This is a genomic window from Pseudomonas sp. TWI628, assembly GCF_039673865.1.
Lineage (GTDB): Bacteria > Pseudomonadota > Gammaproteobacteria > Pseudomonadales > Pseudomonadaceae > Aquipseudomonas.
This window is the reverse complement of sequence record NZ_JBDJMM010000007.1, coordinates 1-25,062: the sequence shown is the minus strand read 5'-3', so window position 1 is coordinate 25,062 and position 25,062 is coordinate 1. Positions and strand designations below refer to the sequence as shown.

The window sequence follows — 25,062 nt, the reverse complement described above, 5'->3', positions numbered from 1 at the left end:
TTACGCCTGCCTCGCTTGCGGCTTGAGCCGCACGTATAGGGTTTTATCGACTCGTGCCACAAGCTCGCCGGCTTCGTCACGGATATCGACCTGCACACGCGGCAGGTACTTCTTGCCGGTGGCGGTCTGCTGGCGGATCTCGCCCAGCAGCGCGTCATCGACGTGGAATTCGGCGTACACCGTGCCTTTGCCCGGCGCAATGAAATCGATGCTGGCGGCCTTGTCCCAGACGATGTACTCGCGGCCCAATTGCTCGATCAGCAACAGCATGTAGAACGGGTCGACCATCGAGTACAGGCTGCCGCCGAACTGGGTGCCGACGTAATTGCGGTTCCAGCGGGTCAGCTTCATGCGTACCTTGACGCTGCGCATGTCCGGGCTGATGTGCTGGATGTGGATGCCAGCGCCGAGGTACGGCGGGTAGAAATTCAGCAGCCAGCGCAACATGCGCGCCCGGCGCGCCAGCCTGCGCGGGTTGCTCATGCCTGGCCCCGCGGATCGGGGCGGGTGCCAAGGCCCATGGCCTGGCGGGCGAACCAGCTTTTTGCCGGTGGCAACAGGTCGAGCCCGAGCAGGCCGATATTGCGCCCGGCAGCCAGCAGCGGCTGGTTGCTGCCGAACAGGCGGGTGACCTGGTCGGAGAACCCGATGGTCAGGGCCTGGTCGAGGCGCTGGCGCTGGTGATAGGCCTGCAGGGTGGCGAGATCGCCTGGGTGCTGCGGGCCGGCCAGCAGCGCATCGGCCAGCGACTGCACGTCACGCAGCGACAGGTTGAAGCCCTGCCCGGCGATCGGGTGCAGGCTGTGCGCAGCGTTGCCCAGCACCACCAGATGTGGGCGTACCTGCTCCTGGGCTTCGATCAGCGCCAGCGGGTAGAGATGCCGGGCACCGACCTGGCGCAGGGCGCCGAGGCGATAACCAAAGGCATCCTGCAGCTCCCGCAGGAAGCTGCGCTCGTCGATTTCGGCCAGGCGCCGGGCATCCATCCCTTGCCGCGTCCAGACCAGCGCGCAGCGGTTGTCCGGCAATGGCAGCAACGCCATCGGGCCTTGCTCGGTAAAACGCTCGAAGGCTTGGCCGCAGTGGGCCTCGCCTGGGGTGATGTTGGCGATCAGCGCGCTCTGCTCGTAGGGCGTACGGCGCACATGGATACCCAGTTGCTCACGCAGGCCGGAGCGGCCACCGTCAGCCAGCACTGCCAGGTCGCATTCCAGGCTGGTGTCGTCGTCCAGCAGCAGGCGGTAACCACCTTCGATGGCCTGCATCGCCTTCACCTCGGCGGGGCAGCGCCAGCTCACTACCTCGCTGTCCAGCCCTTGCCACAGGCATTGGCCGAGCCAGGCGTTCTCCACCACGTACCCCAGAGCCGGCACGCCTTCTTCCAAGGCGTCCAGGCGGGTGGCGCCGAAGCGGCCACGGTCGGAAACCTGGATCTGCCGGATCGGCTCGGCACGCGGGCTGATGGTTTGCCACAGGCCAAGGTGCTGGTAGATCTGCCGGGTGCCGAACGACAGCGCCGAGGAGCGGGCATCGTAGCTGGGCTGGAAGCTGTCGCCGGGGGCGAACGGCTCGATCAGCAGGATCTTCCAGCCCCGCGCCTTGGCGCCGGCCTGCAGGGCCAGCGCGAGGCTTGCGCCCACCAGGCCACCGCCGATGATCGCCAGGTTGACCCGACTCATGCCGCGTCCTTGCGCGCAGCCTGCATCAGCGCCTCGATCTCGGCAACCGTGCGGGGCACACCCGAGGTCAGAATTTCACAACCTTGCTTGGTCACTACCACGTCGTCCTCGATCCTGATGCCGATGCCGCGCCATTTCTTCGCGACCTCCTGATTGTCGGCGGCTATGTAGATGCCTGGCTCGACAGTCAGCGCCATGCCGGGCTCCAGCACCCGCCACTCGCCACCAACCTTGTATTCGCCGACATCATGCACATCCATGCCCAGCCAGTGCCCGGCGCGGTGCATGTAGAAGGCCCGGTAGGCCTCGCTGTCGATCAGCGCCTGCACCTGCCCCTTGAGCAAGCCGAGCTCCACCAGGCCTTCGGTGATGACCCGCACGGTCGCCTCGTGGGCATGGTTCCAGTGCTTGCCTGGGGCAATCTCGGCAAAGGCCGCGGCTTGGGCCTTGAGCACCAGCTCGTAGATGGCCTTCTGCTCGGGCGAAAAACGCCCGCTGACCGGGAAGGTGCGGGTGATGTCGCTGGCGTAGCAGTCGATCTCGCAACCGGCATCGATCAGCACCAGGTCGCCATCCTTGAGCGGGGCATCGTTCTGCTGGTAGTGCAGGATGCAGCCATTGCGCCCGGCGGCGACGATCGAACCGTAGGCCGGCATCTTCGCCCCGCCCTTGCGGAACTCGTAGTCCAGCTCGGCTTCCAGGCTGTACTCGTGCAGCCCGGCCCGGCAGGCCTGCATGGCCCGCACATGGGCGCGCGCAGAGATCTCCGCAGCGGCACGCATGACCTTCACTTCCGCTGCCGATTTATACAGGCGCATGTCGTGCAGCAGATGATCCAGCGCAACGAACTCGTTCGGCGGCTGGGCGCCGAGGCGCGCCTTGGAGCGGATCACGTTGATCCAGTCCATCAAGCGGCGATCGAACTCAGCGTTGCTGCCCATGGCGCTGTAGACCCGCTCGCGGCCTTCGATCAGGCCCGGCAGGATCTCGTCGATATCGGTGATCGGGAAGGCGTCGTCCGCGCCAAAGTCACGCACTGCACCTTCCTGGCCGGCACGCAGCCCGTCCCACTGCTCGCGCTCCGGGTTGCGCTCGCGGCAGAACAGCACGTATTCGCCATGCTCGCGGCCAGGGATCAGTGCGATCACCGCCTCAGGCTCGGGGAAACCACTGAGGTACTGGAAATCGCTGTCCTGGCGGTACACGTGCTCGACGTCGCGGTTGCGGATGGCAACTGCGGCGGCGGGCAGGATGGCGATGCTGTTGGGGACCATCTGCGCCATCAGCGCCTTGCGCCGACGGGCATACTCGGCCTTGGGTATGTGGCTCATGGGCAGGACTACCCCCGGTTGATCAGTGCAGCGAAGGTTTTGGTGCAGGTGCGGCAGGCGCGGCCAGCTCCGTGTACAGCAGCAGCGGCGCGACGCGCAGGTACTCCATGACTTCCATGTAGTCGCTCTCGCCGTCTTCGGATTCTTCAAGGGCTTCCTGGACCTGGGAAATGGCCACCAGGTCCTGCAGCACTTCCTTGGCTTCGGTAGACAGGTCCTTGCCACCCGCGTTCAGGCCGAAGCCGGTGATGAAGCCCTGGCACCACTGGCCGAGCGCCTCGGCGCGGTCAGCGAGTGCGGCATCGTCGCTCGGCAGCAGCAGGACGATGGCCATGTCTTCGCTGTTCAGCTCGCCCTTGACCATCTCTTGCAGGCCGATCAGGGCATTGCGCACGGTGTCACCGGGTTCGATTTCCAGCAGCTGGGCGGCATCGGCCAGCCAGGCCTCGGCATCGAAGCCGGCACCGGCGCAGCTGCGGCCGATCAGCAGGCCGTGCAGCTCGGCAGGGGTTACAGGGTGGCCATTGCTCGAAAGCAGCATGGCGAAGGCAACGTAAGGCGATTGAGTATTAGGCATGGTCGGCTAGGCGCCAGACGGCGCATTTGACTAGAATGAAGACCTTGTATCCTAGCACCGGCAGGCTCGCCAAGACCATCGGCACTGGCCGCCGCTGCGCAGGGAGAGGCATCATCGCAGGGTGATTCAACGACGGAGCGAATCGAGTGCAACCCACGCAAGAGAACGACCTGCAAGCGCTGATGAGCCGATTCGAGTTGCTGATTGAACGCATCGAGCAACTAAAACGGCAAAATGCACTCCTAGTAGCTCAGGAAAAATCCTGGCGCGAGGAGCGCGCCCACCTCATCGAAAAAAACGAGATCGCCAAGCGCAAGGTCGAGTCGATGATTTTACGCCTGAAGGCCCTGGAGCAAGACTCATGAGTTCAAGCAATAGCGTCACCGTGCAGATCCTCGACAAGGAGTATTCGATCATCTGCCCGCCGGAAGAGCGCAACAACCTGGTCAGCGCCGCGCGCTACCTGGACGGCAAGATGCGCGAGATCCGTAGCAGCGGCAAGGTGATCGGTGCCGACCGTATTGCGGTCATGGCGGCGTTGAACATCACTCATGAAATGCTGCACCGCCAGGAAGAACGTACCGACGCGCCGGTGAGTGGCACCAACCGTGAGCAGGTGCGCGACCTGCTGGAGCGGGTCGATCAGGCTTTGTCCGACGACGCGGGTACCAAAAACGGCTGAGATTGGTATACTGGCGCCACTCCCTGGGGGATGCGCCAGTCGGTTATGTCCCTGAGCCGATACGCACAACCACGGGGGTTGCACGCTGGGGCCGGTGTGCATGTCCGCCCGACGGAAAGCCTTAACGCCCCCTGCAATCTCCACCTTGAACTTTCGGGTTCAAGGGCTACACCGATAGCGGTCTTATCGGGGAGCCTGATTCTTCCTGCCCAGCGCTCAGCTGGGCAATCCGACACCTGGGATAACCAGTGCCATGACCGAAACTGCGCCGCTTACCCGCCCCCAGCTTCGTCGCCTGCTTCGCAATGCCCGCCGCGCCCTTACACCCGCCCAGCAACACCAGGCCTCACGCGGGCTGTTCCGCCAGCTGGCGCAGCACCCCTTGTTCCGCCGCGCCCGGCATATCGCCCTGTACCTGCCCAACGACGGTGAAATCGACCCGCGCCTGCTGCTGCGCGAGGCCCAGCGCCGGGGCAAGCGCACCTACCTGCCGGTACTGCATGCCTGGCCGCGCACGCGCATGGTGTTCCAGCGTTTCGAACAAGGCGAAAAACTCAAGCGCAACCGCTTCCGTATTCCCGAGCCGTTGACCGATCGTCGGCGCCAGCGCCCGATCTGGTCGCTGGACCTGATCCTGTTGCCGCTGGTCGGTTTCGATGAAGTCGGCGGTCGACTGGGCATGGGAGGGGGCTTCTACGACCGCAGCCTGGCCTACCAGGCACGTCGCAAGACCTGGAAGAAGCCATTGCTGTTGGGGCTGGCGCATGAATGCCAGAAGGTCGAGCGACTGGCGCAAGCCAGTTGGGATGTACCACTGCAGGGGACGGTCAGCGACCGTGGCTGGTACCTGGCGCCGAACTGACGGCGTCAGCGGGGAAGTCAGCGCTTCTGCGGGCTGGCGTCGACCGGCGTCTGATAGGCGGTGTCCAGCTTGCGCTCCCAGATACCCTGAGCATAACCGGTGGTGACCACACCAAGACCAAAGATGAAGACCAGGATCCACAGGAGATCCGGTTTGCGTTGATTCATCGAAGAATGCCCCCTAGGCATACGTTCAGGCTCGGCGACCTTCTAGGTGCCGCCGGAGCGTCTAGCTTTAAAATCGGCGCATTTTCCGACAACCTGAGTCGACACGCAAACGTTGACGCCAACCGGCTGTCGGTTTCGTGCAACAGGTTATTTCAAACCTTTTCAGGAGCAGTATCCATGGCCTATTGGCTGATGAAGTCCGAGCCCGATGAGCTCTCGATCGAGGGTCTGGGCCGCCTGGGCGAGGCGCGCTGGGATGGCGTACGCAACTATCAGGCGCGCAATTTCATGCGGGCCATGGGCGTAGGTGACGAGTTCTTCTTTTACCACTCCAGCTGCCCGCAGCCGGGCATTGCCGGCATCGCTCGAATCACCGCAGCGGCCTACCCGGACCCGACGGCACTGGACCCGGAAAGCCACTATTTCGACGCCAAGGCCAATGCCGAGAAGAACCCGTGGAGCGCGGTAGATGTGGCCCACGTGAAGACCTTCCGGCAGGTGCTGGGGCTGGGTTTGCTCAAGCAACAGAGTGCGCTGGCAGAATTGCCGCTGGTGCAGAAAGGCACGCGGTTGTCGGTGATGCCGGTAACTGAAGAGCAGTGGGCGGCGATCATTGCGCTGGCGCGCTAAACCGGTTCAACACAGGCAAATAAAGACAAAGGGCGCCTTGCGGCGCCCTACTCACAGACAGGTAGGCTTGTTATCGCCTTTTACCTGCCCGGCTCTGTAATTGCTGGATAGACCAGGATCCGCAGAGTCTCACAAGCCCCTCTCGGGAACGCGTTCAGTATGGTGCATCCTGCATGCCACTGACAACTGTCCGCACTGTTGCCGGATGTGTGAAACCCAGCGCAAAGCCGACAGCCTCCCGTACAGCGGCAAAATGCTCTGGCTGCATCGTCAACACCACATACTCTCGGCCACCACCTCGGCGCGACTTGATACGACACCTGTCCAATCTGGTTATGGAGACAGTGTAAACCATGTCGCACTTGGCCCAACATGCCAAAGCAGAGCCCGGCAAATAGCTAGGCAGCACGACATGATGCCTAGCCAACCGCTCAGGCTCCGTCGTACTCAGTGGCACGATCGTGACCAGCTGTTGATTGTGGCTATGTTTGCGAAGGACAACGACCGGACGAACCTTGACCATCTCAGGCACCTGAAAACCTGAGAAATCGCACATCAGCACCGTCGCTTCCTTTGGCTGATACCTCAATGGCATTGCCAACTTCTCTCGAACGCCTGAAACCATGCGCAATCTAGCGTGGTAGAGACATCACGAGTCGAAAATTGGCAGACTTACAGGAAAGATAGAGCTCTCCTACGCCATAGGCGCCACCAGAAAAGCCAAATCACTGCACAATCAGGTTATTGAACAGCAGATCCTCGACAATCGGCTTGCCCTCTTCCGACTCCATCACCTGCTGCACCTGCTTCAATGCTTCCTGGCGCAGCTTCTCCTTGGCCTCGACGTTGCTCATGCTATCCACCGTCTGCTGGGTAAACAGTGCGACCAGCTGATTACGGATCAACGGCTCCTGGTGTTTGACCGCAGCTGCCGCAGCGTCGCCGGTTACGCGCAGGGCCACATCGGCCTTGTACACGCGCAGCTTGGGGCTGCCATCGAGGGCGTAGTTGCCGACGAAGGGCGGGCTCAGGGTGATGTAGGAAACCTTCGGCTCCCCTTCCTTGGCTTCCTCGGCCATGGCCGCCGCTGGCAGCATCAGCGCCAGTACCATCAAGATCCACGCTTTCACGAATTCGCTCCTAGAAACAGTTGGCGCCAGCTTACCCAGCATGCCGGACAAACCCAAGCCCGGGCTTGTGCCAACACTTATACCCGCACATCAGGGCAGGGCATGCTCGTTGACCGGGCAGGCGCCCCTCCTACACTTATCGGCCACTACACGCAAAGGAATAGCCCCGATGAAAGCTGTGTTGTGCAAAACCCTGGGCCCAGCTCGTGACCTGGTGCTGGAAGAGGTGGCCAGCCCGGTGCCGAAGAAGAACGAGATCCTGCTCGATGTGCAGGCTGCCGGGGTCAACTTCCCCGACACGCTGATCATCGAAGGCAAGTACCAGTTCCAGCCACCCCTGCCGTTTTCGCCGGGTGGCGAAGCCGCGGGTGTGATCGCTGCGGTCGGCGAACGGGCCGGTACCTTCAAGGTGGGCGACCGGGTGATGGCCCTGACCGGCTGGGGGGCGTTTGCCGAGCAGGTGGCGGTGCCGTTCTACAACGTCATGCCGATCCCCGAGCACATGGATTTTGCCACTGCCGCTGCGGTCGGCATGACCTATGGCACCTCGATGCATGCACTCAGGCAGCGCGGCCAGCTGCAGCCCGGCGAAACCCTGCTGGTGCTCGGTGCATCCGGTGGCGTTGGCCTGGCAGCGGTGGAAATCGGCAAGGCCATGGGCGCAAAAGTGATTGCTGCAGCCAGCAGCGCCGAGAAACTCGCCGTTGCCAAGGCCGCAGGGGCTGACGAACTGATCGACTACAGCCAGGCCAGCCTCAAGGATGAGATCAAACGCCTGACCAGCGGCCAGGGCGTGGATGTAATCTACGACCCGGTGGGCGGCGAGCTGTTCGACCAAGCCGTGCGCGGGCTGGCGTGGCAGGGCCGGCTGCTGGTGGTGGGGTTTGCCAGCGGGACGATACCGCAGATGGCGGCGAACCTGGTGCTGCTCAAGGGGGCGGCGGTACTTGGGGTGTTCTGGGGGGCGTTTGCCCAGCGACAACCCGAGGACAATGCGGCCAACTTCCAGCAGCTGTTTGCCTGGCACGCGCAAGGCAAGTTGAAGCCATTGGTGTCGCAGACTTATCCACTGGCTGAAGCCGGGGCTGCCATTGAAGCGTTGGGGCAGCGGCGGGCTGTGGGTAAGTTGGTGGTACTGGCCCAGTAAGGCAGGTTCGGGCTCTTCGCGGGTTCACCCGCGAAGAGGTCCGTGCAGGCTATGACAACGCCTGAACCGCGCCTCGAGATTGCGATCGGGCATCTGATGGCTACGCAGCGCATTCAAGGTCTGCTCGACATAATCGCGCGTGGTGCCGTAACGCCCCTTGGCACTGGCCAGAATCTGGCTAAGCAACGTATCCGGCAAGTTGCCTGCATAGCACGGCAGGTGCCGCTCCAGCACGAACCCCAAGGCCTGCACCTTGCTGCCATCACCCAGCCGGCAGCTAAGCCAGTGCGGCCGATAGGCCGGATAAGGCATCTCCCGCTGCCACAGGGCCATCAGCGAATCATCGAGGTTGCTTTCATCGAGGCGATAGGCAAACCCGCTGCAAGAGCCCCCGCGATCCAGGCCAAAGACCAGGCCGGGCGTTTCCGGTGTACCCCGGTGCTCGTGCGACCATAAGTACAACCCGCGGTGATAACCATGCACGCGCGCCCGCTGGCGCTCCACGGAATTACATTCCGGGCGCCAGATCAACGAACCATAGGCAAACAGCCAGACCGGGCCACCTTCATGGCGCGACATGGTCGTATGCATGGAGTTGAGCAATTGCTCACGGGTCAGTTGCTGACCGAAGTCGAGCGTCGGAGGATAAGCAACTTCCCAGGACAAACTTTCAAGTGCCGACATAACTGCCGCCATTATTCCCCGTGTACTACAGATGTAGCGAGAGCCGTGTGCCATGCGGCCTGCGCCGCCGCGCCACGGACGCTTGCATTAACCATAGAATAGAAACCGGGCAATGCTCAAGCCCTGGCGTGAAAGTTTCACGCACAGTCCCGACGACTGGGAGTTATTATTTCGAAGGCGGTGAAAGTTATTGGCGCAGGCGGTAACAATTACCGCCTTATACCCACTAGTTCAAACTTCGGTTATTAACCGCGCGGTGCGTAGGCAAACACATCGGCACGCATGCGGTGTGCATCCATGCCGGCCTCGACCAGGGCGTCGAGGGTGGCGTAGACCATGTTTGGCGAACCGCTGGCATACACATGCACGGTATTGAGGTCTTTCACGTCTTCGCACACTGCTTCATGCAGCATGCCGCAACGCCCTTCCCAGCCGCACAGGTCACTGACCACCTTGTGCAGGAACAGGTTGGGCAAGCGCTCCCATTCGGCCCAGTGCTCGATGCTGTAGAAGTCTTCCGGGCGGCGCACGCCCCAGTACAGGTGCACCGGGTGCTTGAAGCCCTGGGCACGACAATGTTCGACCAGGCTGTGCATCTGGCCCATGCCGGTGCCAGCAGCAATCAGCACCAGCGGCCCGTCAGGCAGCTCGGCCAGGTGGGTATCGCCGAACGGCATTTCGATACGCACCAAGCGGTCACGCTGCAACTGCGCCAGCAGCTGCAACGCGCTGGCTTCGCGGGCCAGCACATGCAGCTCGAGCTCTCGCCCGGAATGCGGCGCGGAGGCCAGCGAGAAGGCTGCTGGCTTGCCGCCCTCGCGCTCGATCATCAGGTACTGCCCGGCATGGTAACGCGGCGGCTTGCCCGCCGGCGCACGCAGGCGCACGCGCCAGACGTCGCCACCGACCTCGACGCATTCGCTCACACTGCACGCCAGTTTGCGCACCGGCAGCTCGCCCAGGGCAAGCACACCATCCCAGAGCAACACACAGTCCTCCAGCGGTTCGGCAATACAGGTGAACAACTCGCCATGGTCACGGACTACACCGTCCTGACGCACACTTCCTTCGACCAACAACGCGGCGCAGACATGGCAATTGCCATTGCGGCAGCTGTTCGGGCAGTCATAGCCCAGCCGCCGCGCTCCATCCAGGATCCGTTCCCCGGGTTCAAGCGCCAGCACCGCCCCGGACGGCTGCAACGTTACCTGCATCAATCTATTCCCAACTGATCCCACAGCTCATCGATACGGCGGGTGACGGCATCGTCCTTGACGATGACCCGGCCCCATTCGCGTGTAGTCTCGCCCGGCCACTTGTGCGTGGCGTCCAGGCCCATCTTCGACCCCAGCCCCGATACCGGCGACGCGAAGTCGAGGTAATCGATGGGCGTGTTGTCGATCATCACCGTATCACGCTTGGGGTCCATGCGCGTGGTGATGGCCCAGATCACATCGTTCCAGTCGCGGGCGTTGATATCGTCGTCGGTGACGATAACGAACTTGGTGTACATGAACTGTCGCAGGAACGACCACACACCCAGCATCACGCGCTTGGCGTGGCCTGGGTACTGCTTTTTCATGGTTACTACCGCCATGCGGTACGAGCAACCTTCCGGCGGCAGGTAGAAGTCGACGATTTCCGGGAACTGCTTCTGCAGGATCGGCACGAACACTTCGTTCAGCGCCACACCCAGGATCGCCGGTTCATCCGGCGGCCGGCCCGTGTAGGTGCTGTGGTAGATCGGTTTCTGCCGGTGGGTGATGCGCTCGACGGTGAACACCGGGAAGCTGTCCACTTCGTTGTAGTAGCCGGTGTGATCGCCATACGGGCCTTCGGGGGCCATTTCACCCGGGTGGATCACGCCTTCGAGGATGATCTCGGCGGTGGCCGGCACCTGCAGGTTGCTGCCACGGCACTTGACCAGCTCGGTACGGTTGCCACGCAGCAGGCCGGCGAAGGCGTATTCGGAGAGGGTGTCTGGCACAGGCGTCACGGCGCCAAGGATGGTGGCCGGGTCAGCCCCCAAGGCCACGGCGACCGGGAACGGCTGGCCCGGGTTCTTCTCGCACCACTCACGGTAATCCAGCGCGCCGCCACGGTGGCTCAGCCAGCGCATGATCACCTTGTTGCGGCCGATCACCTGCTGGCGATAGATGCCCAGGTTCTGGCGGTCCTTGTTCGGGCCACGGGTCACGGTCAGGCCCCAGGTAATCAGCGGCGCCACGTCGCCCGGCCAGCAGTGCTGGATCGGCAGCTGGCCGAGGTCGACATCGTCGCCCTCGATGACCACTTCCTGGCACACCGCATCCTTGACCACCTTGGGCGCCATCGACACGACCTTCTTGAAGATCGGCAACTTGGACCAGGCGTCCTTCAGGCCTTTCGGCGGCTCCGGCTCCTTGAGGAAGGCCAGCAGCTTGCCAATCTCGCGCAGTTCGTCGACCGACTCGGCGCCCATGCCCATGGCTACGCGCTCTGGCGTGCCGAACAGGTTGCCCAGTACCGGGATGTCGAAGCCAGTGGGCTTTTCGAACAACAAGGCCGGGCCCTTGGCGCGCAGGGTGCGGTCGCAGACCTCGGTCATTTCCAGGACAGGGGAAATCGGAACCTGGATGCGCTTGAGTTCACCGCGCTGCTCCAGGCCACGGATGAAGTCGCGCAAATCGCGATACTGCATGCATGAGCCTCGTGTTGGCCGTATCGGTCGGGGTGCAGAGTGTAGCGCCGTTCGGGTTTTGTTTGGGGGCAAAAATGCATTGGGGCCGCTTCGCAGCCCTTCGCGGAGGTTTCGCGCGAAGCGGCCCCAATCGATATCTGGTGAGGAAGCTTACTTGCACTTCATCGATTATGCGAAACCACCTTCGACAGCCCGATGCCAAGCGCTTGCAGGACCTTCAGCACGGTCGACAACTTTGGGTCACCGTCCGCTGCCAACGCCCGATAGAGGTTGGGACGAGCAAGCCCGGTGACCTGAGCAAGGTTGCCCATGCCGCCGCGCGCTTCAGCCACACGCCGAACCGCCGTGAGAAACCCTGCGGCGCCTCCAGGCTCATCGATTTCCTCAAGCGCAACGGCGAGATAATCGATGGCAAAGGACTCGTCGTTGCGCAGCATCTCGAGAACACTTTCTTCATGGGGACGTGTGCCGGTCATAGCTTTACCTTGTGCCTGCGCCAAAGTGATCTGGCCTGGTCAATATCGGCCTGCTGCCGGTCTTTCGAACCACCACCGAGCAGGAAGATTATCCTTCGCCCAAAGGTGGCGTAATAGATGCGATAGCCTGGCCCGAAATCCAGTTTCATCTCGAACACGCCATCACCCACTGGCTCGGTCACGCCAAAATGGCCCTGCGCGGCCCGGTCGACCCTTGTGGTGATTCGCGCTTTCACCCTTGTGTCGCGAATGGTGTCCAGCCATGCCTGGTAGAGATCCACGCCATTACTGGATAGAACGTGATGAACTGCGTACATCCACACTGTACCTTAAAAGAGACAATTCCGTGTCGTTTTTTTTGGTCAGCCGCCTATGCGAGCTGGCTTTTGGCGGGAGGCAGAGTGCCTTGGGTGGCATGACAGCCCCCAGACAGCATGGTGGCCTGCGTTCAGGATGCTGGCGAACGGTCTTTTGTGACAAACAGCAAAAAGCCGGGTTTCCCCGGCTTCTGGCATGATCGAACGAAGCTTACTTGCGCTTCATCGACAGGAAGAACTCGTCGTTGGTCTTGGTCTGCTTGAGCTTGTCGACCAGGAACTCGATGGCGGCGATCTCGTCCATCGGGTGCAGCAGCTTGCGCAGGATCCACATGCGCTGCAGTTCGTCGTCGGCGGTCAGCAACTCTTCGCGGCGGGTACCGGAACGGTTGATGTTGATGGCCGGGAACACGCGTTTTTCAGCGATGCGACGGTCCAGGGGCAGCTCCATGTTGCCGGTACCCTTGAACTCTTCGTAGATCACTTCGTCCATCTTCGAGCCGGTTTCGACCAGCGCGGTGGCGATGATGGTCAGCGAACCGCCTTCCTCGATATTACGCGCGGCGCCAAAGAAGCGCTTCGGCTTCTCCAGGGCGTGGGCGTCGACACCACCGGTCAGCACCTTGCCAGAGCTCGGGATCACGGTGTTGTAGGCACGCGCCAGACGGGTAATGGAGTCCAGCAGGATGACCACGTCCTTCTTGTGCTCGACCAGGCGCTTGGCCTTCTCGATGACCATTTCGGCAACCTGCACGTGGCGGGTTGGCGGCTCGTCGAAGGTCGAGGCGACCACTTCGCCGCGCACGGTGCGCTGCATTTCGGTCACTTCTTCCGGGCGCTCGTCGATCAGCAGGACGATCAGGTGGCACTCGGGGTTGTTACGGGTGATGTTCGCCGCGATGTTCTGCAGCATGATGGTCTTACCGGCTTTCGGCGGAGCGACGATCAGGCCACGCTGGCCTTTGCCGATCGGGGCGCACAGGTCGATGACACGACCCGTCAAGTCCTCGGTGGAGCCGTTACCGGCTTCCATCTTCAGGCGCTTGTTCGGGAACAGCGGCGTCAGGTTTTCGAAGAGGATCTTGTTCTTCGCGTTTTCCGGGCGGTCGAAGTTGATGGTGTCGACCTTCAGCAGGGCGAAGTAACGCTCCCCTTCCTTCGGTGGGCGGATCTTGCCGACGATGGTGTCACCGGTACGCAGGTTGAAACGGCGGATCTGGCTTGGCGAGACGTAGATGTCATCAGGGCCGGCCAGGTAGGACGCATCAGCCGAACGCAGGAAACCGAAACCATCCTGGAGAATCTCCAGCACGCCGTCACCCGAGATCTCTTCGCCGCTTTTCGCGTGCTTTTTCAGCAGGGCGAAAATCACGTCCTGTTTGCGCGAACGGGCCATGTTTTCGATGCCCATCTGTTCGGCCATTTCCAAAAGATCGGTAATCGGCTTTTGCTTGAGTTCAGTCAGGTTCATAAGGGGAATGACGTAATCATGTAAGAAGGGAGAATTAAGCTTTGGCTTAATGAGGCCGCGCCGCTTGATGGCGACAGGATCGCGTACTGATTCGAATTAGGGATGCTTCGGCGACGGCGTGCAGAGGGCACTGGAGAAGCAGTGCGAGGCCGAATGTAACACTTGCTTTTTTCTGCGTCTAGTGCTCTGAAAAAGAAAAAACCCCGCATTTGCGGGGTTTTTTTACTTCATCTCACAGGTGGGCGTCGAGGAACGCGGCCAGCTGCGATTTGGACAGGGCGCCGACCTTGGTGGCTTCGACGTTGCCGTTCTTGAACAGCATCAGGGTCGGGATGCCACGCACGCCGTGCTTGGCCGGGGTTTCCTGGTTGTCGTCGATGTTCAGCTTGGCGACGGTCAGTTTACCCTCGTAGGTAGCGGCGATGTCGTCCAGAACCGGAGCGATCATCTTGCATGGACCGCACCATTCAGCCCAGTAGTCGACCAGTACCGCGCCTTGAGCCTGCAGGACTTCGGCTTCGAAGGTAGCGTCGGTGACGTGTTTGATCAGATCGCTGCTCATGGATATCTCCAGGGTCGTAAGCAAAAAAACGTGGCCCATGATAGCGGCACCCAGGCCCTACAGGAAGTCACGGACGATTGAGTGTAACTATAGTTGTGCAAGACGCCGCGAATCGAAACTGTCACACAAGTGTCATAGCATGGAATGGCACATTGCCTTGCATCAAGGCCCGGTGCGCTGCGCGTTGGCGTCAGCCAAGGATCGTGGCACGATTGCCGGGTTACCGACCGAGAACACACAGAATGCCGCATACCTCCGCGAAGAACCTGTCCCTGATCGCCGCCATCGACCTGGGCTCCAACAGCTTCCATATGGTCGTGGCCAAGGCACACCACACCGAGATCCGCATTCTCGAGCGGCTCGGCGAAAAGGTTCAGCTGGCCGCCGGCATCGACGAAGAGCGCAAGCTCAGCGAAGAAGCCATGGAGCGAGGCCTGGAATGCCTCAAGCGTTTTGCCCAACTGATCAACGGCATGCCGGCAGGCTCCGTGCGCATCGTTGGCACCAACGCCCTGCGCGAAGCGCGCAATCGCAACGAGTTCATCTTGCGTGCAGAGGCTATCCTCGGCCACCCGGTGGAGGTCATCTCCGGCCGTGAAGAGGCGCGCCTGATCTACCTCGGCGTGTCGCACACCCTGGCCGACACGCCCGGCAAGCGCCTGGTCGCCGACATCGGTGGCGGCAGTACCGAGTTCATCATCGGCCAGCGCTTCGAGCCGCTGCTGCGCGAAAGCCTGCAGATGGGCTGCGTGAGCTTCACCCAGCGCTACTTCCGCGACGGCAAGATCACCCCGGCGCGCTACGCCCAGGCCTACACTGCCGCACGCCTGGAGCTGATGAGCATCGAAAACGCCCTGCACCGCCTGACCTGGGACGAGGCCATCGGTTCGTCCGGCACCATCCGCGCCATCGGTGCCGCAATCAAGGCCGGAGGCCTGGGCAACGGCGAGGTCAATGCCGAGGGCCTGGCCTGGGTCAAACGCAAGCTGTTCAAGCTGGGCGAGGTCGACAAGATCGACTTCGAAGGCATCAAGCCCGACCGGCGCACCATTTTCCCGGCCGGCCTGGCGATTCTCGAAGCGATCTTCGATGCCCTTGAGCTACAGCGCATGGACCACTGCGACGGCGCCCTGCGCGAAGGCGTGCTGTTCGACCTGCTCGGCCGCCATCACCACGAGGACGTGCGCGAACGCACCCTGAATTCACTGATGGAGCGTTACCACGTCGACCAGGGCCAGGCAGCACGCGTCGAGCGCAAGGCGCTGCATGCCTTCGACCAGGTGGCCAAGGCATGGAAGCTTGAAGACGGAAACTGGCGCGATCTGCTGGGCTGGGCGGCGAAAATCCACGAAATCGGCCTGGACATCGCCCACTACCACTACCACAAACATGGTGCCTACCTGATCGAGCACTCCGACCTGGCCGGTTTTTCTCGCGATGAGCAGCAGATGATGGCCCTGCTGGTGCGCGGTCATCGGCGCAACATCCCCAAGGACAAGTTCTCGGAGTTCGGCGACGAAGCCGTGCAGCTGATCCGCCTGTGCGTGCTGCTGCGCTTCGCCATCCTGTTCCACCACATCCGTGGCAACCAGCAGATGCCCAAGGTGGAGCTGCAGGCTGGCGAAAACAGCCTTGAAGTGGTGTTCCCGGAAGGCTGGCTGGAACAGAACCAGCTGACCCAGGCCGACTTCGCCAACGAGGCGGAGTGGCTGGCCCGGGTCGGCTTCGTCCTCAGCGTACGTTGAGGAGCGGGTTGCTCAGGCGCTCCAGCAGGGTCGCCTGGGCACTGCGCGGGTTCTGGTTGCCGGTCGGGGTGCTGCGCACGTAGCGCCCGTCAGGCTGCAAGGTCCAGGCATGGGTGTTGTCGGTCAAGTAGCCTTCCAGCTCCTTTTTCACCCGCAGCAACAGCTTCTTGCCCTCTACCGGGAAGCAAGTCTCGACGCGCTTGTCGAGGTTGCGTTCCATCCAGTCGGCGCTGGACAGGTAGATCTGCTCTTCGCCGCCGTTGAGGAAGTAGAACACCCGCGTGTGCTCGAGGAAACGGCCGATGATCGAGCGCACCTGGATGTTGTGCGAAACCCCCGGAATGCCTGGGCGCAGGCAGCACATGCCGCGCACCACCAGGTCGATCTTCACGCCCGACTGGCTGGCCTTGTACAGCGCCTTGATGACCTTGGCGTCGGTCAGCGAGTTGAACTTGGCGATGATGTGCGCGGGCTTGCCTTCCAGGGCGAACTGGGTCTCCCGGGCGATCATGTCGAGCATGCCCTTCTTCAGGGTGAACGGCGCGTGCAGCAGCTTCTTCATGCGCAGGGTCTTGCCCATGCCGATCAGCTGGCTGAACAGCTTGCCGACATCCTCGGTGAGGGCGTCGTCAGAGGTCAGCAGGCTGTAGTCGGTGTACAGGCGGGCGTTGCCGGCATGGTAGTTGCCGGTACCCAGGTGCGCATAGCGCACGATCTCGCCCTGCTCACGGCGCAGGATCAGCATCATCTTGGCGTGGGTCTTGAAGCCCACCACACCGTAGATCACCACCGCACCGGCTGCCTGCAGGCGGCTGGCCATCTGCAGGTTGGACTCTTCGTCGAAGCGCGCGCGCAGCTCGATCACCGCGGTCACCTCCTTGCCGTTACGCGCCGCATCCACCAGGGCGTCGACGATCTCCGAGTTGGCCCCGGAGCGGTACAGGGTCTGGCGCACGGCGAGCACGTGCGGGTCCTTGGCGGCCTGGCGCAGCAGGTCGATCACCGGGGTGAAGGACTCGAACGGGTGCATCAGCAGGATGTCCTGCTTGCCGATCACGCTGAAGATGTTGTCGGCGTTCTGCAGCAATTTGGGGATGGCCGGGGTGAACGGCGTGTACTGCAGCTCCGGGTGGCTGTCGAGGCCGGTGATGCTGAACAGGCGGGTCAGGTTGACCGGGCCGTTGACCTGGTAAAGCTCGCTCTCGCTCAGGCTGAACTGCTTGAGCAGGTAATCCGACAGGTGTTTCGGGCAGGTGTCGGCGACTTCCAGGCGCACGGCATCGCCATAGCGGCGCGAGAACAGCTCACCGCGCAGGGCGCGGGCAAGGTCGTCGACTTCTTCGGAATCCAGCGCCAGGTCGGCGTTACGGGTCAGGCGGAACTGGTAGCAACCCTTCACCTTCATGCCCTGGAACAGGTCATCGGCGTGGGCGTGGATCATCGACGACAGGAAGACATAATTGTCGCCTGGGCCACCGACGTCCTCCGGCACCCGAATGACGCGCGGCAGCAGGCGTGGCGCCGGGATGATCGCCAGGCCGGAATCGCGGCCGAAGGCGTCGACACCTTCGAGCTCGACGATGAAGTTCAGGCTCTTGTTCACCAGCAGCGGGAACGGGTGGGTCGGGTCGAGGCCGATCGGGGTGATGATCGGTGCGATCTCGTCGCGGAAGAAGCGGCGCACCCAGGTCTTGAGCTTGGGCGTCCAGTAGCGGCGACGAATGAAACGGATGGCGTGCTTTTCCAGCTCTGGCAGCAGCACATCGTTGAGGATCGCGTACTGGCGCTCCACCTCGAAGTGCACCAGCTCGCTGATGCGTGCCAGTGCCTGGTGCGGCTGCAGGCCATCGGCGCCGGCCAGCTCACGGGCGAAGTTGATCTGCTTCTTCAGGCCGGCGACGCGGATCTCGAAGAACTCGTCGAGGTTGCTGGAGAAGATCAGCAGGAATTTGAGGCGTTCGAGCAGCGGATACGATTCGTCCAGCGCCTGCTCCAGCACGCGGATGTTGAATTGCAGCTGCGAAAGTTCGCGATGAATGTACAGGCTGCTGTCGTCCAGGCTCGGGACGGCGATGGCCGGCGTCGGCGCTGGGGCCGGGGCGGCGACTTCGACCACCGGCTCCACGACCTCGGGCAGGTCTGGCGGGGTCTGTACCATCTCTTCGGGGACTGCCTGGGCATCCTTGATCGCGACAGGGGTTAGCACTTCATTATTCATCTGACGTTCCTGAGGACGTTAACGCCCTATGATCAATTGAGCGGCAAGATAAGCGCCCATTATGACGGCTGCGTTACAGCTTCGCGCAAGCCGCGACTTAAGGCTGCCGGTATTGTCCGTGTAGGAATTGTTCACGTCGAGACACATTTGGACACTTTCACGAATGCGCGCGAAGGGGTAGGCTGCGCGTTCATTTCGCCAGCACCTCAGAAAATGCTCCAACAATTCCTGCAGGATTTCGGCTACTTTGCCCTTTTTCTAGGCACCTTCTTCGAAGGCGAGACCATTCTGGTACTTGCGGGATTCCTTGCGTTCCGCGAATACATGGACATCAAGCTGGTGGTCCTGGTGGCCTTCTGTGGCAGCTACGCAGGCGACCAACTGTGGTACTTCATGGGGCGGCGTCACGGGCGCAAGATCCTCGCGCGCAAGCCGCGCTGGCAGGCCATGGGTGACCGCGCGCTGGAGCACATCCGCCGCCACCCGGACATCTGGGTGTTGAGCTTCCGCTTCGTCTACGGCCTGCGCACGGTGATGCCGATCGCCATCGGCCTGTCCGGTTATTCGCCGCGCCGCTATCTGCTGCTCAACGGTATCGGCGCCGCCGTGTGGGCCCTGGCGCTGGGCCTGGCGGCCTACCACTTCGGCGCCATCCTCGAAGGCATGCTGGGCAGCATCAAGAAGTACGAGCTATGGGTGCTCGGCGGCCTGCTGCTGCTGGGTGGCCTGCTCTGGCTGCGCCGGCGCTTTCGCACCATCCGCGCCGAGCGCCGCGCGGCGGCAGAAGAGCAGCCCGCCGGCACTGAGCAGCAGGTAGCCGCCGAGAAGCAGCCAGAACACGGGCACGATCACCGCTAAGCCCAGCGTGCCGGCCAGATACAGCGCCGGCACCAGCGTCAACAGGCGCGCCAGCTCCAGGCGCATGGCCCACGGCCGGTTTTCCAGGGCCGCCCCCAGCACGAACAAACCGAACGCCATCAGTGACCAGCCCAGCATCAGGGCGGCGCTCGGCACACGCTCGGCCACGTCCATCAGATAACTGCCCAACGCGATGTAGACGGCGAACTGCACCGCCACGTACACCTGCCACGCACGGCCCAGGGCAATCTCGAATTTGCGGAACAACGCAAGGTTCTGTTTCGCCTGTGGATAAGTTGCCGCGACATCGGCCGGGCGCCAGCCGGTGGGCATGAACCAGATGCGCAGCTTGTCTTTCCAGCTGCGGGTGCGGCGGGCATCGCTGTAAAGCTGGGCGTAGAACTGCAGGTTGGCCCACAGCGGATTCCAGCTGGCCAAGGGTGTGGTCACGCCGAATACCACCGGCTCGGCCGGGTCCTCCTCCTTGAACGTGCCGAACAGGCGGTCCCAGAGAATGAACACGCCGCCGTAGTTGCGATCCAAGTAGGCAGGATTCTGCGCATGGTGGACACGATGGTTGGACGGTGTGATCAGCACCCATTCGAGCCAGCCCAGCTTGGGGATGTGCCGGGTGTGCACCCAGAACTGGTACAGCAGGTTCAGCGACGCCACGGTGATGAACACCACGGGCGGCACGCCGATCAGCGCCAGCGGCAAGTAGAAGATCCACGAAAAGATGAAGCCGCTGCTGGTCTGGCGCAGCGCAGTGGTGAGGTTGTATTCCTCACTCTGGTGATGCACCGAATGCGCCGCCCACAGCACGTTGCGCTCATGGCCCAGGCGGTGCAGCCAGTAGTAGCAAAGGTCGTACAGCACGAAGGCCAGCAACCAGACCCACACGGCGTTTGGCGGCAGGCGCAGCAGCGCCAGGTGTTGCCAGGCCAGGGCATAGGTCAGCAGCCCTACCCCTTTGGTCAGCAGGCCGGTGCTGGTGGACAGCGCGCCGGTGCTGAGGCTGTTGATCGAATCGGCCAGGGTGAAGTTGCGCTGGCCGCGCACGCGGTCGGCGACCAGCTCCACAGCGATCAGCACGAAGAAAAACGGCACGGCCAGCAGAATCAGGTCCATGGGCAACGCTCGGCAGGGTTATCCACAGAGATTAGGATGCGCCCGCGGTAATCCCTATGGCCACATCTGCCAAACTAGAGGACATTTAGCGCCTCGAAAATGGAGTAATGAGCATGACCAAGAAAGTAGCGGTGATTCTTTCCGGCTGTGGCGTGTACGACGGCGCCGAAATCCACGAAAGCGTGATCACCCTGCTGCGCCTCGACCAGCGCGGCGCCCAGGTGCAGTGCTTTGCGCCGAACATCGCGCAGCTGCACGTGATCGACCACCTGACCGGTCAGGAAATGCCCGAATCACGCAATGTGCTGACCGAGTCGGCGCGCATCGCCCGTGGCGACGTGAAGGACATCCGTGAGGCCAAGGCCGAAGATTTCGATGCGCTGATCGTGCCGGGTGGCTTTGGCGCGGCGAAGAACTTGTCCAACTTTGCCGTGCAAGGCAGCGAATGCACAGTGAACCCGGATGTACTGAGCCTGGCCGAAGCTTTTGCCGAGGCCTGCAAGCCGGTTGGCCTGATCTGCATCTCGCCGGCGTTGGCGGCGAAGATCTATGGCCCGGGCGTGGTCTGCACCATTGGCAATGACGCGGGTACCGCGGCGGCTGTGGAGAAGATGGGCGGCAAGCACGAAGCGTGCGATGTGCATGACATCGTCGAAGACACCCAGCGCAAGCTGGTGACCACCCCGGCCTACATGGTGGCCAAATCGATCAGTGAAGCCGCCAGTGGCATCTACAAGCTGGTGGACCGGGTGCTGGAACTGACCCACGAAGGGGAGTGATCAGCCTTTGCTCAGGCGGGTGAGGATGCGGTCCAGGGCATTGGCGAACGCCTGCTTCTCGCGTTCGCCGTAGGGCGCCTGCCCGCCTCCAACCTGGCCCTGTTCGCGCAGCTCGGTGAACAGGTTGCGCACTGCCAGGCGCTCGCCCATGTTGCGTTCGTCGAACTCGCGGCCACGTGGATCCAGGGCCGCCACGCCCTTCTTGATCAGGCGGTCGGCCAGCGGCACGTCGCTACAGATCACCAGCTCGCCGGGCACGGCGTGCTCGACCAGGTAATCGTCGGCGGCGTCCATGCCGCTGGGCACCACGATCAGGCGTACGATCGCGAAGGCCGGTTTGGCCACGGCCTGGCCGGCCACCATGATTACCTCAAGCTGACGCTTGAGGGCGAATTTGACGATCAGGTCCTTGGCTGCCTTGGGGCAAGCGTCGGCGTCGATCCAGATGCGCATTCAGTTAAATCTCTTCTTTCCTGCACTGGCCTCTTCGCGGGTAAACCCGCGAATAGGCCAGCAGCATCAACCTTAAACGGCAGCCCGGCGTTTCTCGGCCAGGCGACTACGCCCATACAACACCAGAATCGCCAGCAGCGCCACCGCCTGCGCACTCAGCGAATACACATCGGGGTGAATCCCCAGCCAGTCGAACTCGATGAACGCCATCGGCCGCGTCCCCAGCACGCCCGCCTCCTGCAGCGCCTTCACGCCATGCCCGGCGAACACCACCGACAGGGCGCACAGCAACCCGGCGTTGATGCTGAAGAACAGCGACAGCGGCAGCTTCGCCGACCCGCGCAGGATCACCCACGCCAGGCCCACCAGCAGCACCAGCGCCGTGGCACCACCGGCCAGCACCGCCTGGTGGCCCGCTGGGCCGGCCTGCAGCCACAGGGTTTCGTAGAACAGGATCACTTCGAACAACTCGCGGTACACCGAGAAGAACGCCAGCACGGCAAAGCCGAAGCGCCCACCACCACTGACCAGGCTGCTCTTGATGTAGTCCTGCCAGGCAGCAGCATGGCGGCGGTCGTGCATCCACACCCCCAGCCATAGCACCATCACGCTGGCGAACAAGGCCGTGCTGCCTTCCAGAAGCTCACGCTGGGCACCGCCAACGTCGATCACATAGGCCGCCACGGCCCAGGTGGCAAAGCCTGCAACCAGCGCCAGGCCCCAACCGATGTTGACGCTGCGCATGGCCGACTGCTGGCCGGTGTTGCGCAGGAAGGCCAGCACTGCGGCCAGTACCAGGATCGCCTCCAAGCCTTCGCGCAGCAGGATCAGCAGGCCGGAAATGAAGCTCAGCGACCAGCTCAGGCCATCACTGCCCAACAGCTTGGCGGCCTGGTCGAGTTTGGTTTTCGCTTCGCTCAGACGCTGTTCGGCCTGGGCGACCGGCAGGCCGTCCTGCAGCGACTGACGGTAGGCCATCAGGGCCTTTTCGGTGCTCTTGCGCGCTACGGTGTCGATGTTGTCCAGCGAGCTTTCGACCAGTTCGAAGCCTTCCAGATAGGCCGCCACCGACAGGTCGTAGGCTTGGTCGTGGTCGCCAGCGCGGTAGGCCGCCAGGCTTTTGTCCAGGGTGCTGGCGGTGTAATCGAGCAACTGCGACGGGCCGCGCTTGACCTGCGGTGGCTGGGCACGCTGGGCGCGGAACGCCTGGACCGCGGCGGCGCCTTCGTTGGCGGCGACTTCGGCCGGGGTCTGGCGGGCCAGTTCGGCGATGTTCCAGGTCTTGTCGCCCTTGGCGGCTTCAGGCTTGGCCGTGAAGCTGGCGATGTAAGCTGCCACGTCCCAGCGCTGGCGTTCATCCAACTGGTCGGCGAAGGACGGCATTTCGGTACCGTCGATACCCAGCGCCAGGGTGTTGTACAGGTCGAACAGGCTCAGCTGGTCGAGACGTGCGGTGTCACGCAGGTTGGCCGGTGCTGGCTCCAGGCCCACACCCGCCGGGCCATCACCCGCGCCGGTGTCGCCGTGGCAGATCGAGCAGTTCTGCGCATACAGCGAGGCGCCACGGGCCGGGTCCGGGGTGATCACCGGCGCCTGGCTGACTTCATAGGCCACCGCCAGGCGTGCACCCAGCTGGCGGGCCTGCTTGGCCACAGCGGCCCCATCCTGGCGCTGATCGATGGCCTGGCGCAACACCTGCACGCCCTGCTGAAGCCCGGCTTGTTCGGCGTTGGTTGGCAGGTCTTTGATCAGATCGGCCAGCACCGTGCTGAACTCCTGCTGCTCACGGTATTCGCCGTCGTCGATGACCTTGCCGTTTTCCACGGTCGGCGGGTAGTCGGCACCAATGTAGTCCAGCAAATGCAGGGCCTTGGCGGCCTCGGCGGCCTCGGCGGGCGCTTCGGCCTGCGCCAGGGTGCTGCACAGCGCCAGCACCGGGCCGAGCAGTACAGCCGGCAACCAGGCAAGCAGACAGGAACGGGTTTTCATGGGCAGTCTCGAAGGGAATGCGAAAGAGAACATTGTTCACTTCCACTTTGCTTCGCTCAAGGGCTGGGGGTGGATTTCATGAAAAATCTTGAGACAAATCAGATGAAGTGAGGAAAGGGATGAGCGCTGGGGGATGCAGTGGATTGTTGAGGTGCTTGGAGGGAGACTGGGGGAGGCTGACAGGTGCCTGCCGACAGGTTTGCAGCGGCTGTGAGATCGAGCGCCGCCCACGCGGCGCATCGCGGGCAAGCCCGCTCCCACATTTGTTTCGGGCCAATCACTCCTATGAAGCCAACAGGGACCGCCCTGGTGCATGACTGGAGCCAGGTGGAACAGAATCATTACCAACCGAGATACATAGCCATGCCAACAAGGCTGTACCTGTTAGCTACCACCGAGATGCATCGCCATACCAACAAGGCGGGCCCTGTTAGCAGTACAGGAGTGACTGGCCCGAAACAAATGTGGGAGCGGGCTTGCCCGCGATGCGCCGCGCGGGCGGCGCTCGATCTCACAGCCGCTGCAAACCTGTCGGCAAGCACCTGTCAGCCCTGACGCGAAGCCTCCTGAAACAGCCCCAAATGGATGAAAGCTACTGACGCACCTTGTTCAGCCCCAGCTCCATATCGTCGATCAGGGCCTTGGCCATTTCACTGAGAATCCGTGCCGCGCTGCCAGCCATGCGGTCATTCTCCATTTCCGCTTCGGTGGTCAGGTGGCGGATGCAGCCGAGCAGTACCGATAGATGCGAGAACGCGTGGTCGAAGGGCACGTTGGGCTTGAGGCTGAAAAGGTCGAAGGTTTCCAACCCTGCCGTTACTGCGTCTTGTGGATAAGTGCTCATCCTGTCGCTCCTTGCTTTAGATGGGGAGGTCCGAGTGGTCGGCCAAGGCAGAAACCATTCGCGACAGCAGGCGAATGTTGATGGCCATGGCGTCGCGCTGCGGGCCTGGGTCGCTGTCTAGCAGGACGCTGTAGGTTTGCTGCACCGTGAGGGTCAGGGCGTGGACCAGCGCTTCGCATTGCTCGGTGCTGGGCGGGTTGATCAGCGAGAAGCCCGGGATTTCGGGCTGGGGGATAGAGGTTGGAGGTGGGTCGGGTACTAGTTTTTTCATGGCGAAACTCCTGTACTAGAGAATTTCTGCCTTCCTCTTCGTCTCACGGATTTGGGTGGCAGTCGTGCACGGGGTGAGACCCGGGGTACAGGAGACCCGGCCAGACCAAAGCCTGCCCGCGCACGACCGCCATAAGCGATGCGTCCTGTACCAAACGGGTGTCTCACGCCCGATCGCCTTGCGAGGCGACCCAGGGACATTAGTCCGGGAGCACTTCCCAGCCAAGACAGCACCTTCCGACAGGTGCCGTAGGATAATTCGGCATGGAACCCGAGGGTGTCAGAAATTTTGTGTTCGGGCATAACATGAGTAAGAGGTGCATGTATGCCAACCAAAAAGAAACCCTTGCGTGACCTGCCCAAAATCCCCAAAGAGCTGCTGG

General features: G+C 62.5%; 27 protein-coding genes, 1 other RNA gene and 1 pseudogene. 9 read left to right on the top strand and 20 right to left on the bottom strand.

The annotated features are described in order from the left end of the window. Genes ABE528_RS07110 through ABE528_RS07095 form a run of 4 tightly spaced genes read right to left on the bottom strand, consistent with a single transcriptional unit; the run spans position 1 to position 3,587 of the window. On the bottom strand, positions 1-483 hold the full coding sequence (locus ABE528_RS07110) for a DUF4442 domain-containing protein (RefSeq protein WP_346652536.1): 483 nt from the start codon (positions 481-483) through the stop codon (positions 1-3). Then, entirely contained in the window at positions 480-1,679 is a 1,200-nt protein-coding gene (gene ubiH / locus ABE528_RS07105) for a 2-octaprenyl-6-methoxyphenyl hydroxylase (RefSeq protein WP_152955428.1), read from the bottom strand. The genes ABE528_RS07110 and ubiH overlap by 4 nt, the downstream gene beginning before the upstream one ends. After that, complete coding sequence (gene pepP / locus ABE528_RS07100; protein ID WP_152955426.1) at positions 1,676-3,010, bottom strand: Xaa-Pro aminopeptidase; 1,335 nt, start codon at positions 3,008-3,010, stop codon at positions 1,676-1,678. The genes ubiH and pepP overlap by 4 nt, the downstream gene beginning before the upstream one ends. A gap of 22 nt (positions 3,011-3,032) precedes the next feature. Further along, on the bottom strand, positions 3,033-3,587 hold the full coding sequence (locus ABE528_RS07095) for a YecA family protein (protein WP_152955424.1): 555 nt from the start codon (positions 3,585-3,587) through the stop codon (positions 3,033-3,035). Between the two features lie 182 nt (positions 3,588-3,769). On the opposite strand from ABE528_RS07095, the gene ABE528_RS07090 reads away from it, so the two are divergent. The 4 genes from ABE528_RS07090 (at position 3,770) to ABE528_RS07075 (ending at position 5,131) form a co-directional block, all read left to right on the top strand. Continuing rightward, positions 3,770-3,952, top strand: a complete 183-nt coding sequence (locus tag ABE528_RS07090; RefSeq protein ID WP_031322377.1) for a TIGR02449 family protein — start codon at positions 3,770-3,772, stop codon at positions 3,950-3,952. Then, a complete protein-coding gene (locus ABE528_RS07085) occupies positions 3,949-4,269 on the top strand; it encodes a cell division protein ZapA (protein WP_152955422.1) in 321 nt (106 codons plus the stop codon). Before ABE528_RS07090 ends, ABE528_RS07085 begins: the two co-directional genes overlap by 4 nt. Positions 4,270-4,286: 17 nt before the next feature. Then, positions 4,287-4,466: non-coding RNA, 6S RNA (ssrS, locus tag ABE528_RS07080), on the top strand. Positions 4,467-4,522: 56 nt separating this feature from the next. Further along, complete coding sequence (locus tag ABE528_RS07075; protein WP_085676402.1) at positions 4,523-5,131, top strand: 5-formyltetrahydrofolate cyclo-ligase; 609 nt, start codon at positions 4,523-4,525, stop codon at positions 5,129-5,131. A gap of 17 nt (positions 5,132-5,148) precedes the next feature. Here ABE528_RS07075 and ABE528_RS07070 read toward each other — a convergent pair whose 3' ends face one another. Further along, complete coding sequence (locus ABE528_RS07070; RefSeq protein ID WP_178120040.1) at positions 5,149-5,298, bottom strand: hypothetical protein; 150 nt, start codon at positions 5,296-5,298, stop codon at positions 5,149-5,151. A 177-nt stretch (positions 5,299-5,475) separates the two neighbouring features. Between ABE528_RS07070 and ABE528_RS07065 the strand changes: the two genes are divergently transcribed. Then, positions 5,476-5,928 (top strand): EVE domain-containing protein, encoded by a 453-nt coding sequence (locus ABE528_RS07065; protein WP_346652535.1) that lies wholly within the window; start codon positions 5,476-5,478, stop codon positions 5,926-5,928. A 154-nt stretch (positions 5,929-6,082) separates the two neighbouring features. Here ABE528_RS07065 and ABE528_RS07060 read toward each other — a convergent pair whose 3' ends face one another. Together ABE528_RS07060 and ABE528_RS07055 are read right to left on the bottom strand one after the other, a co-directional pair. After that, complete coding sequence (locus ABE528_RS07060) at positions 6,083-6,484, bottom strand: type II toxin-antitoxin system PemK/MazF family toxin (RefSeq protein WP_346652605.1); 402 nt, start codon at positions 6,482-6,484, stop codon at positions 6,083-6,085. A 169-nt stretch (positions 6,485-6,653) separates the two neighbouring features. Further along, complete coding sequence (locus tag ABE528_RS07055; protein ID WP_176507537.1) at positions 6,654-7,058, bottom strand: flagellar basal body-associated protein FliL; 405 nt, start codon at positions 7,056-7,058, stop codon at positions 6,654-6,656. 169 nt (positions 7,059-7,227) lie between these two features. Between ABE528_RS07055 and ABE528_RS07050 the strand changes: the two genes are divergently transcribed. Beyond that, on the top strand, positions 7,228-8,205 hold the full coding sequence (locus ABE528_RS07050) for an NADPH:quinone oxidoreductase family protein (RefSeq protein ID WP_346652534.1): 978 nt from the start codon (positions 7,228-7,230) through the stop codon (positions 8,203-8,205). A gap of 24 nt (positions 8,206-8,229) precedes the next feature. Here ABE528_RS07050 and ABE528_RS07045 read toward each other — a convergent pair whose 3' ends face one another. The 7 genes from ABE528_RS07045 to trxA all read right to left on the bottom strand — a co-directional run bounded on the left by ABE528_RS07045 (position 8,230) and on the right by trxA (position 14,395). Beyond that, the gene (locus ABE528_RS07045; protein WP_152955414.1) at positions 8,230-8,889 is read right to left on the bottom strand and encodes a gamma-glutamylcyclotransferase; all 660 of its coding nucleotides are present in this window, start codon (positions 8,887-8,889) and stop codon (positions 8,230-8,232) included. 245 nt (positions 8,890-9,134) lie between these two features. Continuing rightward, positions 9,135-10,103, bottom strand: coding sequence for a CDP-6-deoxy-delta-3,4-glucoseen reductase (locus tag ABE528_RS07040; RefSeq protein WP_152955412.1), 969 nt, complete (start codon positions 10,101-10,103; stop codon positions 9,135-9,137). Continuing rightward, complete coding sequence (gene ubiD, locus ABE528_RS07035; protein WP_152955409.1) at positions 10,103-11,569, bottom strand: 4-hydroxy-3-polyprenylbenzoate decarboxylase; 1,467 nt, start codon at positions 11,567-11,569, stop codon at positions 10,103-10,105. The genes ABE528_RS07040 and ubiD overlap by 1 nt, the downstream gene beginning before the upstream one ends. Positions 11,570-11,730: 161 nt before the next feature. After that, entirely contained in the window at positions 11,731-12,045 is a 315-nt protein-coding gene (locus ABE528_RS07030) for an addiction module antidote protein (protein ID WP_152955407.1), read from the bottom strand. Beyond that, positions 12,042-12,362: a type II toxin-antitoxin system RelE/ParE family toxin gene (locus tag ABE528_RS07025; RefSeq protein WP_152955405.1), complete on the bottom strand. Its 321-nt coding sequence runs from the start codon at positions 12,360-12,362 to the stop codon at positions 12,042-12,044. Before ABE528_RS07025 ends, ABE528_RS07030 begins: the two co-directional genes overlap by 4 nt. A 211-nt stretch (positions 12,363-12,573) precedes the next feature. After that, positions 12,574-13,833 (bottom strand): transcription termination factor Rho, encoded by a 1,260-nt coding sequence (gene rho, locus ABE528_RS07020; RefSeq protein WP_003253661.1) that lies wholly within the window; start codon positions 13,831-13,833, stop codon positions 12,574-12,576. A gap of 232 nt (positions 13,834-14,065) precedes the next feature. Beyond that, positions 14,066-14,395: a thioredoxin TrxA gene (gene trxA / locus ABE528_RS07015; protein ID WP_152955403.1), complete on the bottom strand. Its 330-nt coding sequence runs from the start codon at positions 14,393-14,395 to the stop codon at positions 14,066-14,068. Positions 14,396-14,637: 242 nt separating this feature from the next. On the opposite strand from trxA, the gene ppx reads away from it, so the two are divergent. Further along, positions 14,638-16,140, top strand: a complete 1,503-nt coding sequence (gene ppx, locus ABE528_RS07010; protein WP_346652533.1) for an exopolyphosphatase — start codon at positions 14,638-14,640, stop codon at positions 16,138-16,140. Here the strand turns inward: ppx and ppk1 are convergent. Next, complete coding sequence (gene ppk1, locus ABE528_RS07005; RefSeq protein WP_152955399.1) at positions 16,127-18,358, bottom strand: polyphosphate kinase 1; 2,232 nt, start codon at positions 18,356-18,358, stop codon at positions 16,127-16,129. The two genes, ppx and ppk1, sit on opposite strands and share 14 nt — an antisense overlap. Before the next feature lie 213 nt (positions 18,359-18,571). On the opposite strand from ppk1, the gene ABE528_RS07000 reads away from it, so the two are divergent. Continuing rightward, entirely contained in the window at positions 18,572-19,216 is a 645-nt protein-coding gene (locus ABE528_RS07000; protein ID WP_178120039.1) for a DedA family protein, read from the top strand. A 501-nt stretch (positions 19,217-19,717) separates the two neighbouring features. Here the strand turns inward: ABE528_RS07000 and ABE528_RS06995 are convergent. Further along, a pseudogene (locus tag ABE528_RS06995) lies at positions 19,718-20,344 on the bottom strand (sterol desaturase family protein); the annotation flags it as partial. A gap of 113 nt (positions 20,345-20,457) precedes the next feature. On the opposite strand from ABE528_RS06995, the gene elbB reads away from it, so the two are divergent. Continuing rightward, on the top strand, positions 20,458-21,123 hold the full coding sequence (elbB, locus tag ABE528_RS06990; protein WP_152955395.1) for an isoprenoid biosynthesis glyoxalase ElbB: 666 nt from the start codon (positions 20,458-20,460) through the stop codon (positions 21,121-21,123). On the opposite strand, the gene ABE528_RS06985 is transcribed toward elbB, so the two are convergent. The 4 genes from ABE528_RS06985 to ABE528_RS06970 all read right to left on the bottom strand — a co-directional run bounded on the left by ABE528_RS06985 (position 21,124) and on the right by ABE528_RS06970 (position 24,680). Continuing rightward, a complete protein-coding gene (locus ABE528_RS06985) occupies positions 21,124-21,576 on the bottom strand; it encodes a YaiI/YqxD family protein (protein ID WP_060513176.1) in 453 nt (150 codons plus the stop codon). It lies immediately after the preceding gene. Between the two features lie 72 nt (positions 21,577-21,648). Then, entirely contained in the window at positions 21,649-23,598 is a 1,950-nt protein-coding gene (locus ABE528_RS06980; protein WP_346652532.1) for an FTR1 family protein, read from the bottom strand. Between the two features lie 559 nt (positions 23,599-24,157). Continuing rightward, positions 24,158-24,409 carry a DUF3077 domain-containing protein gene (locus ABE528_RS06975; RefSeq protein WP_152955391.1) on the bottom strand — a complete coding sequence of 84 codons (252 nt, stop codon included), beginning with the start codon at positions 24,407-24,409 and terminating at the stop codon, positions 24,158-24,160. Between the two features lie 16 nt (positions 24,410-24,425). Beyond that, positions 24,426-24,680 carry a hypothetical protein gene (locus tag ABE528_RS06970; RefSeq protein WP_152955389.1) on the bottom strand — a complete coding sequence of 85 codons (255 nt, stop codon included), beginning with the start codon at positions 24,678-24,680 and terminating at the stop codon, positions 24,426-24,428. Positions 24,681-25,062: the final 382 nt, after the last annotated feature.

Excerpts from the sequence above, each read along its gene's own strand:
- ABE528_RS07110 (WP_346652536.1), bottom strand. The coding sequence starts at position 483 with ATGAGCAACCCGCGCAGGCTGGCGCGCCGGGCGCGCATGTTGCGCTGG.
- ubiH (WP_152955428.1), bottom strand. The coding sequence starts at position 1,679 with ATGAGTCGGGTCAACCTGGCGATCATCGGCGGTGGCCTGGTGGGCGCA.
- pepP (WP_152955426.1), bottom strand. The coding sequence starts at position 3,010 with ATGAGCCACATACCCAAGGCCGAGTATGCCCGTCGGCGCAAGGCGCTG.
- ABE528_RS07095 (WP_152955424.1), bottom strand. The coding sequence starts at position 3,587 with ATGCCTAATACTCAATCGCCTTACGTTGCCTTCGCCATGCTGCTTTCG.
- ABE528_RS07090 (WP_031322377.1), top strand. The coding sequence starts at position 3,770 with ATGAGCCGATTCGAGTTGCTGATTGAACGCATCGAGCAACTAAAACGG.
- ABE528_RS07085 (WP_152955422.1), top strand. The coding sequence starts at position 3,949 with ATGAGTTCAAGCAATAGCGTCACCGTGCAGATCCTCGACAAGGAGTAT.
- ABE528_RS07075 (WP_085676402.1), top strand. The coding sequence starts at position 4,523 with ATGACCGAAACTGCGCCGCTTACCCGCCCCCAGCTTCGTCGCCTGCTT.
- ABE528_RS07070 (WP_178120040.1), bottom strand. The coding sequence starts at position 5,298 with ATGAATCAACGCAAACCGGATCTCCTGTGGATCCTGGTCTTCATCTTT.
- ABE528_RS07065 (WP_346652535.1), top strand. The coding sequence starts at position 5,476 with ATGGCCTATTGGCTGATGAAGTCCGAGCCCGATGAGCTCTCGATCGAG.
- ABE528_RS07060 (WP_346652605.1), bottom strand. The coding sequence starts at position 6,484 with ATGTGCGATTTCTCAGGTTTTCAGGTGCCTGAGATGGTCAAGGTTCGT.
- ABE528_RS07050 (WP_346652534.1), top strand. The coding sequence starts at position 7,228 with ATGAAAGCTGTGTTGTGCAAAACCCTGGGCCCAGCTCGTGACCTGGTG.
- ABE528_RS07045 (WP_152955414.1), bottom strand. The coding sequence starts at position 8,889 with ATGTCGGCACTTGAAAGTTTGTCCTGGGAAGTTGCTTATCCTCCGACG.
- ABE528_RS07040 (WP_152955412.1), bottom strand. The coding sequence starts at position 10,103 with ATGCAGGTAACGTTGCAGCCGTCCGGGGCGGTGCTGGCGCTTGAACCC.
- ubiD (WP_152955409.1), bottom strand. The coding sequence starts at position 11,569 with ATGCAGTATCGCGATTTGCGCGACTTCATCCGTGGCCTGGAGCAGCGC.
- ABE528_RS07030 (WP_152955407.1), bottom strand. The coding sequence starts at position 12,045 with ATGACCGGCACACGTCCCCATGAAGAAAGTGTTCTCGAGATGCTGCGC.
- ABE528_RS07025 (WP_152955405.1), bottom strand. The coding sequence starts at position 12,362 with ATGTACGCAGTTCATCACGTTCTATCCAGTAATGGCGTGGATCTCTAC.
- rho (WP_003253661.1), bottom strand. The coding sequence starts at position 13,833 with ATGAACCTGACTGAACTCAAGCAAAAGCCGATTACCGATCTTTTGGAA.
- trxA (WP_152955403.1), bottom strand. The coding sequence starts at position 14,395 with ATGAGCAGCGATCTGATCAAACACGTCACCGACGCTACCTTCGAAGCC.
- ppx (WP_346652533.1), top strand. The coding sequence starts at position 14,638 with ATGCCGCATACCTCCGCGAAGAACCTGTCCCTGATCGCCGCCATCGAC.
- ppk1 (WP_152955399.1), bottom strand. The coding sequence starts at position 18,358 with ATGAATAATGAAGTGCTAACCCCTGTCGCGATCAAGGATGCCCAGGCA.
- ABE528_RS07000 (WP_178120039.1), top strand. The coding sequence starts at position 18,572 with ATGCTCCAACAATTCCTGCAGGATTTCGGCTACTTTGCCCTTTTTCTA.
- elbB (WP_152955395.1), top strand. The coding sequence starts at position 20,458 with ATGACCAAGAAAGTAGCGGTGATTCTTTCCGGCTGTGGCGTGTACGAC.
- ABE528_RS06985 (WP_060513176.1), bottom strand. The coding sequence starts at position 21,576 with ATGCGCATCTGGATCGACGCCGACGCTTGCCCCAAGGCAGCCAAGGAC.
- ABE528_RS06980 (WP_346652532.1), bottom strand. The coding sequence starts at position 23,598 with ATGTTCTCTTTCGCATTCCCTTCGAGACTGCCCATGAAAACCCGTTCC.
- ABE528_RS06975 (WP_152955391.1), bottom strand. The coding sequence starts at position 24,409 with ATGAGCACTTATCCACAAGACGCAGTAACGGCAGGGTTGGAAACCTTC.
- ABE528_RS06970 (WP_152955389.1), bottom strand. The coding sequence starts at position 24,680 with ATGAAAAAACTAGTACCCGACCCACCTCCAACCTCTATCCCCCAGCCC.